At 54.9% G+C, this 12052-nt stretch carries 11 protein-coding genes; 5 read left to right on the top strand and 6 right to left on the bottom strand.

Annotated features, from left to right (window positions below; all coding sequences use genetic code 11):
- Positions 1-7: 7 nt before the first annotated feature.
- On the top strand, positions 8-694 hold the full coding sequence (locus ACY1JZ_RS05935) for a class I SAM-dependent methyltransferase (protein ID WP_462628471.1): 687 nt from the start codon (positions 8-10) through the stop codon (positions 692-694).
- Positions 695-782: 88 nt separating this feature from the next.
- Here the strand turns inward: ACY1JZ_RS05935 and ACY1JZ_RS05930 are convergent, their stop codons facing one another.
- From ACY1JZ_RS05930 to ACY1JZ_RS05920, 3 genes are all read right to left on the bottom strand, one after another.
- Positions 783-974, bottom strand: coding sequence for a hypothetical protein (locus ACY1JZ_RS05930; protein WP_462628470.1), 192 nt, complete (start codon positions 972-974; stop codon positions 783-785).
- A 141-nt stretch (positions 975-1115) separates the two neighbouring features.
- Positions 1116-1511, bottom strand: a complete 396-nt coding sequence (locus tag ACY1JZ_RS05925; protein ID WP_462628469.1) for a YvaD family protein — start codon at positions 1509-1511, stop codon at positions 1116-1118.
- A 65-nt stretch (positions 1512-1576) separates the two neighbouring features.
- Positions 1577-1903 (bottom strand): DMT family transporter, encoded by a 327-nt coding sequence (locus ACY1JZ_RS05920; protein WP_462628711.1) that lies wholly within the window; start codon positions 1901-1903, stop codon positions 1577-1579.
- 349 nt (positions 1904-2252) lie between these two features.
- On the opposite strand from ACY1JZ_RS05920, the gene ACY1JZ_RS05915 reads away from it, so the two are divergent.
- Positions 2253-2675 (top strand): hypothetical protein, encoded by a 423-nt coding sequence (locus ACY1JZ_RS05915; protein ID WP_270166614.1) that lies wholly within the window; start codon positions 2253-2255, stop codon positions 2673-2675.
- Positions 2676-2885: 210 nt separating this feature from the next.
- On the opposite strand, the gene uraA is transcribed toward ACY1JZ_RS05915, so the two are convergent.
- The gene (gene uraA / locus ACY1JZ_RS05910) at positions 2886-4175 is read right to left on the bottom strand and encodes a uracil permease (RefSeq protein ID WP_462628468.1); all 1290 of its coding nucleotides are present in this window, start codon (positions 4173-4175) and stop codon (positions 2886-2888) included.
- Between the two features lie 289 nt (positions 4176-4464).
- Between uraA and thrC the strand changes: the two genes are divergently transcribed.
- A complete protein-coding gene (gene thrC / locus ACY1JZ_RS05905) occupies positions 4465-5859 on the top strand; it encodes a threonine synthase (RefSeq protein ID WP_462628467.1) in 1395 nt (464 codons plus the stop codon).
- A 191-nt stretch (positions 5860-6050) separates the two neighbouring features.
- Here the strand turns inward: thrC and ACY1JZ_RS05900 are convergent, their stop codons facing one another.
- Positions 6051-7010, bottom strand: coding sequence for a GGDEF domain-containing protein (locus ACY1JZ_RS05900; protein ID WP_462628466.1), 960 nt, complete (start codon positions 7008-7010; stop codon positions 6051-6053).
- A gap of 455 nt (positions 7011-7465) precedes the next feature.
- Between ACY1JZ_RS05900 and pepT the strand changes: the two genes are divergently transcribed.
- Positions 7466-8704, top strand: a complete 1239-nt coding sequence (pepT, locus tag ACY1JZ_RS05895) for a peptidase T (RefSeq protein ID WP_462628710.1) — start codon at positions 7466-7468, stop codon at positions 8702-8704.
- 257 nt (positions 8705-8961) lie between these two features.
- Here the strand turns inward: pepT and ACY1JZ_RS05890 are convergent, their stop codons facing one another.
- Positions 8962-10962, bottom strand: coding sequence for a glycoside hydrolase family 127 protein (locus ACY1JZ_RS05890; protein ID WP_462628709.1), 2001 nt, complete (start codon positions 10960-10962; stop codon positions 8962-8964).
- A gap of 172 nt (positions 10963-11134) precedes the next feature.
- Here ACY1JZ_RS05890 and ACY1JZ_RS05885 point away from each other — a divergent pair, with 172 nt between their 5' ends.
- Positions 11135-11971 (top strand): helix-turn-helix domain-containing protein, encoded by an 837-nt coding sequence (locus ACY1JZ_RS05885; protein ID WP_462628465.1) that lies wholly within the window; start codon positions 11135-11137, stop codon positions 11969-11971.
- Positions 11972-12052: the final 81 nt, after the last annotated feature.

Raw genomic sequence — 12052 nt, 5'->3', positions numbered from 1 at the left:
CTCAATCATGTCTAATCATTTGCATATCTATAATGAACAGGCCGACCAATACCATCAGTTGGTCGCCCGGCAACCGAATCTGGCCTCCCTATTGCACGAGATTCGCCCGCTGAATGAGCTGGAGGTGGCTGAGCTGGGCGCTGGAACCGGACGCCTGACCCTGCCGCTGGCGAGCGGCGCAGCCTTCGTGACGGCGCTGGACGCTTACCCTACGATGCTGGAGGTGAACGCGAGACGGCTGGCAGCAGCCGGGCTCATCAATTGGCGCACAGCCGTCGCCGACCACCGCGAGCTTCCCTTGGCTACGCACAGCGTAGACCTTGTTGTCGCCGGGTGGAGTCTATGCTACCTGGTACATGCTGGCGTGCCCGAAGCTACCTCCAACCTCGCTCGCATAATGGAGGAGATCGATCGCATCTTGCGACCCGGCGGAACCGTCATCATCCTGGAGACGCTGGGCACTGGCCTCGCGGAGCCGCAGCCGCCGGACGAGTTGGCTGATTACTACGCTGCATTAGCAGACATCTATGGGTTCGAGCATCGCTGGATACGTACCGATTATGTATTCGATACGATCGAGCAGGCTCAGGAGCTGACCTCCTTTTTCTTCAGTGAAGAGGTAGCCGCACGAGCCGCAGCACAGAAGTCGGCCTTCGTACCGGAGTGTGCAGGAATTTGGTGGAAGCATAAGTGAAGCACCCCTTGCAAGAATATGGGGCTTGATCGTTCAGATTAGGAGCTCCTTGGGGTGAGCTAAACAGATACTTCTTATCTGTAGCCGCTTATTTCGTTAACTTGGAGGTTAGAATAATAGAGGTTAGAAAGGAAAGCTGAATCGAAATAACGACACACAGGGCGATCAGGATCAGGGTGTCTGTATCCCCATTTCCACTCCCACTGAGGAGCACTGCAATGAGCGCCCACAATCCAATGGTGATCATAAGAGACAGCAGAAAGACAAGCAATCGTTTCAACCTAACCCCCCCCAGTTCAAAATATTACGAAGGGGTCGCAAACTGCAGCCCCTTCCTTCTACTACTAACCCAGAGAATTATACCGCTACATGAGTAGCGAATCATCAGATGTCTATAATTCCAGTGGAGATAAGACATTGATTAAGATACTTTACTGTAACCACTCATTACGGTTCTCAGAAAAAATAAAGGGTAGATTAATAAATATAGGTTAAATGCCCACCAGTACGGATCAAAATCGTTGGCAAATGCCCAGAAAGCAATCGCTTGAAGTCCAGAGCAAAAGGTGAGGACAAGCGATATTAACGCCCAAGGTCTCCAAGACGGTCGGTTTTTTCTAAATAAATACAAGCTGCCAAGGCCAGTGATGGAGATCAGGATGTCGAGAGGAAAGAACGACCAGTTCCAGTGAATCATAATAGGGTTGTTGTAATCCTTGAACGCCATCGACTCTGGAATGATATGAAAATAAGTTACAATCCAATAGACAATGAATCCAATATCTGTGACTAGGAAAAAAGGTTTTAAGAGCTTCATTTATTCTCTCCAAAATTAGAATTTAAAGGCGCGACTCATTAGCAACAAGGGAGGGTTGCGATTGGCTAGCTGCTCGTCCCTTCGCTCAAGTTCAAAGTAACAACCCCTATAATAATCAGAAGGATTGCAATGACCTTGGCTAAGGACAATTGCTCATTAAAATAAAATAGACCCATAACGGAAATGATGACGATCCCCATCCCCGACCACACGGCATAAGCAACAGATACTTCGATTCGTTTAAGAGCTAGGGTTAAAAATACTAGACTGGTCAAATAAAAGACTAATAACAGTATGCTGGGAACTAACTTGGTGAACCCGTCTGACAGCTTCATGCTAGTCGTTCCCGCTACTTCGAAGATAATGGCCAGACCGAGATATACCCATTGAATATCAATCGCCCCCTTATCTATACTAATAAAATTCCATAAAATAAATCATACACCAATAATACCTTGTTCGGCAAAAATCCGTTCTTGAGCAAAATCAGTACCTTAACGCCTCAGGAATTTGGTGGAAGCACACGGTGTAACAAAATGAAGAGCTGCTGCGTCTATAGGATACAGACTGATATAAGGCAGGTGTATGATGCCTCAATCCTCTCGCCGCAGCCGGCTCATAATGCGCCTCGCTATGCTTGCCCTGATCGCTCTGGCTACCGCGCTGTATCCCAGCATTTCAGCCAGATTGTATTTTAAAGTGGAAGACAGCGAGCCGGCCATGAGGCAGGCTATCGAGCAAATGACGAACGAAAACATTCACATACAGCGTGTGGCCCAGCTTGATAACCGTCGCTTCGCCCTGTTCACCACAGGGGATGCAATGGGCAGCGCGGCATTCACGCAAGGTCCCAACGGCAAGCTCAAGCTGGACTCAACCAGTGGTGTTGGCAGCGGTGCGATCCCGTACCAGATTGTGACCACCAATAAGGGACAATACATTATGTATGCTGGCAATCATACAGACGAGCTGCATCGATTCATTCTATTTGTAGAGGATGAGCGCTACGAGATGATCCTGCCAGAGGAGCCTTATGTGATTATGTTCGAGCCCCTCATCCGTGAGACAGAGCTCACTTACCCCACAGCCGCGATCTCCTTCGACCAGGACGGAAACGAGACGGGCAGAATCAATCTTCCGAGCAGCTATGTGCTGACGGAGTAGCACGCGAATACATTACAGTACATACTCATCGACTGGCCGCCGTCATGCAGCGAAGCACCGCGTGCTGATGCCGGGCGTTGGCGGTGCATCCTTAGCGGGATCTGCTGTGGCATGCGCTCACAGCCAATACAGCCAACTGCTGTCCACCCACACAAAGAAACACCCCGCAGGAAGAAGCGCCAGGCGCCGCTCACTGCGGGGTGTTCTGTCTTAATGTCCTTGGCTCTCCGAGGACTCAAAGCGCTCGAACAGCTTGAAGAACAGGCTCAGCACGATGGACAGGACAGTAGCTAGCGCCATCCCCGTCAGGCTGAAATTGCCGAGCTTGAGCACATAGCCGCTCAGCCCGATGACCAGCACACTGCTCGTAAGCAGCATGTTGGATGTCTTGGAGTAATCGACCTTCGTCTCAACCAGCATCCGAATGCCGGAGGTCGCAATCACGCCGAACAGCAGCAGCGATACACCGCCCTTGACTGGATCGGGAATCGTGTTGATCAGCGCCGCCAGCTTGCCGAGGAAGGAGAGCACAACGGCGATCACGGCCGCTCCGCCAATCACCCATACAGAGTAGACACGGGTAATGGTCAGGACGCCGATATTTTCCCCATACGTTGTGTTCGGTGTCGAGCCGACAAACCCGGACAACAGGGTGGATACCCCGTTCCCCATCAGCGAACGGTCAAGTCCAGGGTCCTTGGACAGATCCCTGCCGACAATCTTGCTCGTTACGATCAGATGACCGATATGCTCTGCCACCACTACGAGCGCCGCAGGCGCAATGACCGCGATGACAGCCAGCTCGAACTTCGGCGTATAGAAGGTCGGTACGGAGAACATCGAGGCTTGCTCGACAGGAGCAAAATCCACATATCCCATCAGATAGGCCAATAGATAGCCAACCACCAAGCCGATCAGAATCGCGATAATCTTGAGGAAGCCGCGCAGCACCACATTAGCGATAATGATGGTGAACAGTGTCACACAAGCAATCAGCACCGCCTTAGGGTCCATTACCCAGCTCTGCGCCTGAACCGGGTCGCCTGGCGGGATGAAACCGGACATGCGTGCTGCGACCGGGATCAGCTCCAGGCCGATGACCATGATGATCGCGCCCATAGCCGCGGGAGGGAAGACGACATCGAGCCATTTGGTCCCGGCCTTGTTGACGACCAGACCTACCACGATGAAGATCAGGCCACTGACGATAAAACCGCCCAGCACCGTCTCGTAGGGGTAGCCATCCGACATCACAGCCAGCACCGGCGACAGGAAGGCAAAGCTGGAGCCGAGATAGGCGGGAATTTTCCCTTTACACATTAAAATGTACAGCAGCGTGCCGATACCATTCATGAGGAGGATGGTGGCCGGGTCTACCTTGAACAGAATCGGGACAAGCACGGTCGAGCCGAACATGGCAAATAGATGCTGCAAGCTGAGCGGCAGGCTCTGCAGCAGCGGCAGTCGTTCGTCAACCTGGATTTCGCGGGGCTGGCTCACAATGAAAGCACTCCTTTTGTTCTTCTATAATCTATCATTACAGCGGCAGCCATGAACAAGGGCAGCGGTCATGAGCGTGTCATATCGTGCGCTACATCAACCCCTGCTAGACAGCCATCACGTCCAGCTCGCCTGCTCCAGCTTGGCCACTGCAAAAATCCCGCCTTTTATCATATCAGATTTTGCGCAAATTACCATGATAAATGTCTAGGCCAATCCAATATCTAATGCTCATGCCGACAATTATTGTGATATAATAAGCAACAAATTACATTTTGAGGGGATGCAGATGAAATATTTTAGTACTAGAGGGAATGTCGCAGGTGTCGGCTTCATCGATGCTGTGCTAATGGGACTCGCAGATGATGGCGGTCTTCTACTGCCAGAGCAGATTCCCCACCTGACGGAGGCGGATCTGGCCCGCTGGAGCAAGCTCGATTACAAAGCGCTTGCCCATGAGATTTTCAGCATCTATGTCGACGGAGACATCTCGCCAGAGGATCTGACCGAACTGATCGAGCAGAGCTACTCCACCTTCCGCGATCCCGCGGTGACGCCGGTGCGCATGCTGTCAGATGAAGCTTACGTGCTGGAGCTGTTCCATGGACCGACCTTTGCCTTCAAGGATATCGCCCTGCAATTCCTTGGCAATCTCTACTCTTATATTTCCCGCAAGCGCAACAGCATTATTAACATTCTCGGCGCAACCTCGGGCGATACCGGAGCCTCCGCCATCGAGGGCGTGCGCGGCAAGGAAGGGATTCGCATCTGTATTCTGCACCCGCACCAGAAGGTTAGCCGGGTTCAGGAGCTGCAGATGACGACAGTAGACGATGCCAACGTGCTTAATCTGGCCGTCAAGGGTAACTTCGACGACTGCCAGCAGTTGATCAAGGAGCTGTTCGCCGATGTCGAGTTCAAGACGAAGCATCATCTGCGCGCGATCAACTCGATTAATTTTGCCCGTATTCTGGCTCAGACCGTCTACTACTTCTATGCCTACTTCCAGGTAGCGGCACAGCATGCCGACGCGAAGATCAACTTCAGCGTGCCGACAGGCAACTTCGGCGACATCTTCGCAGGGTACCTGGCGAAGCGGATGGGGCTGCCGATTCACAAGCTGATTCTGGCAACGAACGAGAACAACATTCTGGAGCGCTTCGTGAAGGAGGGCGCCTATCAGCTAGGCGAGTTCCGCATGACGCACAGCCCGTCCATGGACATTCAGATTGCCAGCAACTTCGAGCGTTACCTGTTCTATCTGCATAATGGCGATGCAGCACAGGTGGAACGTCTGATGAGCCAGTTCAAGGCCGAGGGACAGATCACGATCGGCAGTGAGCAGCTCACACAGGTGCAGACTGACTTCGCAGCGCATGGCGTAAGCAATGACGAGTGTCTGGGTACGATTCGCCAGACGCATGAGACCACAGGCTATCTGCTCGATCCGCATACAGCTTGCGGGATCGCAGCGGCGAAGACACATAGCGGCAGCGGCGAGATTACAGTCACGCTGGCCACCGCTCATCCGGCCAAGTTCGATGAGTCGATCCAGCTCGCTCAGATCGAGCAGACCTTCCCGGCTGAGATCAGCGCGCTGTTCGACAAGCCGCAGCACCAAACGATCGTCGACCATTCCAAGGAAGCGGTTGTCGAGCATATTGTGAAGCTGTATCAGGCGTAAGACTGATCTTGCAGACCAGACGGACATCTGACGGATCTGCATGCAGACTGACGTAAGACAGACATAAGGCATAGAGCCGCGTCCCCTTCGGGCGTCCTCTATGCCTTATTGTTCGTTGCGCGCGGTAAAGCTCCGTATTGCCTGAGAGCTGCCAACGCGCACACCGCCCGTAGCCGCTTCGCTTATCTCGCTCAAACGATGCCCTCATTATCGCACAGGCAGCTCCCCTGTATAGACTTGCACACCTTCTTGATGCGAGCGGCCTCCTTCGCAATCTCGTTGATGGTTGCATAGCTGCGCCTCGCATTGGTCACGGCGGCTATGGACACCGTCACGAGCGGGATCGGCCCGCTCACCCCTGACCTGCCCTCAGCGAGCACATAATTATGATCCAGGTCGTGGCTGCTGTAGAATTCTTTCTTCATCTGCTCGAATGCCGTCATGACCCGCTGTGCGACCTCCTCGAACTGATGATGAGTGAGAATCGCGATGAAGTCATCTCCGCCAATATGCCCAAGGAAGGTATCGGGGAAGGGAAAATGCTCGCGCAGCAGGCTGGAAGTAGCCTGAATCATCTGGTCACCCATATTGAAGCCGTAGCTGTCATTGTACGCCTTGAACTGATCCAGATCGATATAGAGCACGCTGAAGCAATCCAACTGCAACAACTGCTGCAGCCGGTCATCAATCATCCGGTTACCAGGCAGCCCGGTCAGCGGGTTCAGAAATCTCGCCATCTCTGCGCGAACATCAGCCACGGCCAGCAGCAAGCCGCGAATCGTCACCGCACCCAGCAGCACTCCCTGTGACATCACCAGCACCAGATCATATAGCTTGTCCACCGTGCGCTCCATCGCTTGCAGACTCACATCCGTAATCTGCGCCGAGCTGTCCACCACTAGCGGCTGTCTGTCCATCACTAGCCCGATTGGTCGTCCCATGTACAGATTGAATCCGTACCGTGTGCCGATCTCCTGAAAGAAGCGACCACGCATCATCAATGAGACGGCCCCGTTCTTTCCGACCACAGCTACGCCCTCCAGGTTGGATTGCTGCTTGAATAATTGATAGACTGCATCACAATTCGTCTCCGGAGCAACCACAGGTATGGGCTCCGCGATTTCACCGATTTGCGTTCGAATCTTCTTCACCTTCTGCCAGCGAATTTGCTAAAGCTCAGCTATGATCCTCATCTTACATTTTATCTCTGATCGATCGTAAGCGAAAGCACAGAGAACAGCACACAATATTCGATCATCCATAGCGTATTCGCGAAGGGGGAAGTGCGGTGTGATAAAAGGTTATTCCGGCCATTGCTCTCTCTCTGCGAGCTCTCATTATTGCTTCCATCGTACCATGAGATAGCCGCAGAAGTATAAAATGAAGGTAAATTTTTGGACAATCCGGGCAACTTACTCGTATTCAAGCCAGCTTCTCGACCCTCGTCCTGCCTCTCTCGTTGTCTGAGCGACCCGCGTGCTACAATAGCCGATTCAGGCTATACTATACTAGAGCGTGTATGCAAGCCCTCATAGGGGCATCTACCACCGTCTTTTCGCCGCCAAGCACGACCCATCCATAACTTGAAGGGAGTTGCCTATATATGATTCAACAGGAGCTCATCAACCGCTTCACTTCCTATGCGCGGATCAATACCCAATCGGATGACAGCAGCCCATCCTGCCCATCCACACCAGGACAGTTGGAGCTTGCTTCCAAGCTGGTCGAGGAGCTGAAGGAGATTGGCATGTCGGAGGTGAGCATGGACGAGCATGGCTATGTCATGGCAACGCTGCCGTCCAATACCGAGGAGCCCGTCCCCGTCATCGGCTTCCTCGCTCATCTCGATACAGCGACCGAGCTAACGGGAGCCAACGTGCAGCCACAGCTCGTCCAGAATTATAACGGAGGAGATATTATACTGAACGCAGCGCAAAGCATTGTGCTGTCTCCGCGCGATTTTCCCGCGCTGGCGAATTACAAGGGGCTTACGTTGATAACGACCGACGGAACGACGCTGCTAGGTGCGGACAATAAAGCCGGGATTGCCGAGATTATGACCGCGATGCACCTGCTGCTGCGCAGCCCGGACATCAAGCACGGCAAGATTCGAGTGGCCTTCACGCCAGATGAGGAGATCGGGCGCGGGCCGCATCGGTTCGATGTATCCGCCTTTGGAGCCGACTATGCCTATACGGTCGATGGCGGGCCGCTGGGCGAGCTGGAATACGAGAGCTTCAATGCTGCTGCGGCAACCATCGTATGCAAAGGGGTGAATGTCCACCCTGGCACAGCCAAGGGCAAGCTGCTCCATTCCGCCAAGATCGCCATGGAGCTGCACAGCAAGCTGCCCGCCGCCGAAGCGCCGGAGCATACGGAGGGCTATGAGGGCTTCTATCATCTGACCTCCTTTACCGGCAATGTCGAGGAGACGAGGCTCCACTATATCATTCGCGACTTCGACAAGCAGGGCTTCGAGGCTCGCAAGGCACGTCTCTCCGCAATTGTCGAGGAACTGCGGGAGCGCTACGGTAACGAGCGGATCACACTGGAGATGAAGGACCAATATTACAACATGCGGGATCGGATCGAGCCGGTCAAGAAGATCGTCGACATCGCCCATGATGCGATGACCAGCCTCGGCATCGCGCCAATCGTCAAGCCGATTCGGGGCGGCACCGACGGCTCGCAGTTGTCCTACATGGGACTGCCGACACCGAATATATTTACAGGCGGAGAAAATTATCACGGCCGTTATGAGTTCATCCCCGTAGAGCATATGGAGCAGGCGGTGCATGTCATCGTCGAGATTGCCAGACGTTACCCCGCCGCATACGGCAAGTGAGCCGGCCTGATCCGCAGAGTCGGAGCACCGCGCGCAGCTCCCGGCGCGGTGCCTCGCTGCATGACGGCGGTCGGCCTAATAACTCGTCTGCTCAGGCGTTGCTGGCAGGCGCCCTATCGTCAGTTGGCACGGCTGTTCATGCGATGCTCCTGCTCTGTTAGCCCAATCTGCCACGCAGCAAACGCCGCTCCATCCTTCGTGGAGCGGCGTTTGCATGTTATAGCCTGCTATACATCGCGGGATAGCTGCCATGCTGGTTAAGTCCGCAGCCACACTGCCATCTCGCCCTCGCCGCGGTTGCCCCACAGATAGTACGGCACGGCGCGCAGCACCGTAGCCTGGCGAGCTTTGGCGGATGGACGATACAGATGGTTGCTCCATCCCTCGTCCGACTCGCGGAAGCCTGCCAGCTCGATGATGACCGCATCCTCCGGCAGTCCACATGCTGTGCCAGGCAGCAGCTTGGCTGCGAAGTCCCCCCCTTCCCCATCCTGTGCAGCAAGCGTCAGCGAGGCGAGCGGCGCAGCATTGTCCGCCTCCTCGAAGCAATAGACGAGCGGCCCGCGTTGCAGTGCCGCCTTGCCTGCATTGGCACGCACCTGCGGATGAGCCTCCATCCGCTGCACGGACATATCCAGGCTCAGCTCGACCCGGTCGCCCTTGCGCCAATTGCGAGTGATATAGGCGTAGCCATCACGCGAGCAGGCAGCCAGCTCGACAGCCTCCCCGTTGATGAGCAGCCCGGTATCCCGGCTCCAGCCCGGCAGTCGGACAGCGAGGGTGAATTCGCCCTCCTGTGCCGGCTCTACAGTCAGCGCGACCTCACCGCTCCACGGCAGGAGACTCTCCTGCTCCAGCCGGATGCTGTTGCCGCCAGCCAGCCGAACCTCCGTCTCCCCTGCAATATACAGATGGACATAGAGCGTGTCGGCGCTGGACGAGTAGACATATTCGCCAAGCGATGTGAGCAACCGGGCTACATTAGGCGGACAGCAGGCACAGCCGAACCAGCCTGGTCGGGTCGGCTTGACATGATGCTTGCCCGGATTGTGACGGCAGGCAGCAGGCCAGACCTCCAGCGGATTAACATAGAAGAAATGCTTCCCGTCCTGCGCCATGCCTGCAATAACCGTGTTCATCAGCGCCCGCTCCATCACATCGGCATATTCCCCCCGCGGCTCCAATTGCAGCATACGCTGAGCGAAGAAGATGAGACCGATAGCAGCACAGGTTTCCGAATAGACCGTATCATTGGGCAGATCATAATCAAAGGTGAACGCTTCGCCGTGATGGGTCGAGCCGATACCGCCTGTAATATACATCTGCTTGCCAGTAACCTTGCTCCATAATCTGCGGCAAGCCGCCAGCAGCGACTCATCCTGCAGATGCAGCGCCAGATCAGCCATGGCTGTGTACATGTAGACGGCGCGTACCGCATGACCAACAGCCTCCTCCTGCTCTCGTACAGGAAGATGAGCCTGATGATAAGCCAGATTCGGGCTGCCAGCCGGCGCTCCGTTGCTCCAATGCGATATTTTCCCTCTGCGCTTCCATTCCTCAACAAGGAAGCTCGGCTGCTGGCCGCGCTCGTTGATAAAAAAAGCGCTCAAGTCCAGATACCTCCGCTCCCCGGTCACCTGATACAGCTTCACTAACGCCAGTTCGATCTCCTGGTGACCATCGTAGCCGCGCAGCTTGCCCTCTTCTTCACCAAACACGGTCGCGATATGGTCGACGAAGCGGCAGACCACATCCAGCAGCCTGCGCTTGCCCGTTGCACGGTAGTATGCAGTGGCCGCTTCAATCATGTGACCTGCACAATACAGCTCGTGGCAATCGGTCAGGTTCGTCCAGCGGCGCCCCGGCTCCTTCACTGTATAGTAGGTGTTCAGATACCCGTCTGGCTGCTGCGCTGCCGCGACCAGCTCGATCAGTTGATCGGTCTGCTGCTCCAGCTCAGCATCTGGCCGCAGCATCAGCGAGTAAGCCGCCGCCTCCAGCCATTTGGCGACATCGCTATCCTGGAACACCATCCCGCCAAACTCGCCCTCCGCCCTCCCGGCAGCGATCTCGAAGTTGCGGACGGCATGACTTGGCTCTACGCCAGGCACACGATCATGCAGCGTCTCATATTGATACGGAATGACCACATCCTGCACCAATCGAATCGATGGTGACCAGAAGCGGTCCTCGATATGAACATGCTCCAGCGGCACAGGCTGACATCCAGCCGACTGCAGCTCTCTCGTATTGCTCATCATTAACAAGCACATCCCTTCCATTAGCTTCATCAATGGTTAATCGTGATTACCATCTACGGACGGTAACAAATCCGGGTAGACAATTCTCATTCTAGCGCTTACAATGTGCTCATACTACAACCGATCTCTCCTAAAAATACTCCAATCTCACACAAAGGAGGCTCATGCGATGGACCGTTCGTATTGTCTGCTCCCCTCTCTGCCGCTGCCTTACTATCTGGAGAGCGGCATCTCCTGCTATGCGCCAGGGGATGCACATCCCGCCCGCCGCAGTATCGGTGTCTACGATCTGATTCTCGTCCAATCCGGTCGACTCTATGTGGGAGAGAACAGCCATCAGTGGGAGCTCGCTGCCGGAGAGAGTCTGCTGCTGCTGCCCGATGCCTATCATTACCCGCTCTCACCCTGCCAGGAGCCGACCCGATTCTACTGGGTTCACTTCCAGCATGGAGGCTGTCCGAACCATCCACCATCTCTGGATAGTAGCGAGCCGGAGCCAGATCGAATACGGCTGCCGAGATACAGCCGGCTCAAGACGCCGGAGCAGGCGTATCAGAAGCTGGATTCGCTGGTGCGGCTTGCCGCGCAGCCGCGCTCGGCCTCCTTTTGGAGCCAGCAGCAGCTCTTTCATGAGCTGCTCCGTATGCTGGACGAGCAGACCATGAATGGCGGACTGTCACGTGTGCGCACAGTCGCTGAGGCGGTAGAGGGCTATATCCGCTCCCACTACCGGCAGCCGCTCACCTACGCGGCAATGTCTAAGACCCTTCATTACCATTACAACTACCTGACACGGTGCATGAAGGAGATTCACGGCATTACGCCGATGGAATATCTGCTTCGCCACCGTCTGGAGCAAGCGCGGCTGCTCCTGCTCAAGACGGACTGGCCGGTCGCACGCATTGCCGAGGAGAGCGGATTTGAGAGCGTATCCTATTTCTGCCGCCGTTTTGCCCAGCGCTGGCAGCGCACCCCGCTTCAATACAGGAGACAATATACCTCATGATCTCCGCCAGCGCCCCCATGCTCGAAGGTCTGCATTGCGTCATATTGGGGCATTTTCTAATTGTAATCGCTTCCAATGGTA

It is taken from the genome of Paenibacillus sp. J5 (assembly GCF_054955055.1).
Note: the sequence above shows the minus strand (reverse complement) of the source record. Positions and strands in the feature narration are given on the sequence as shown.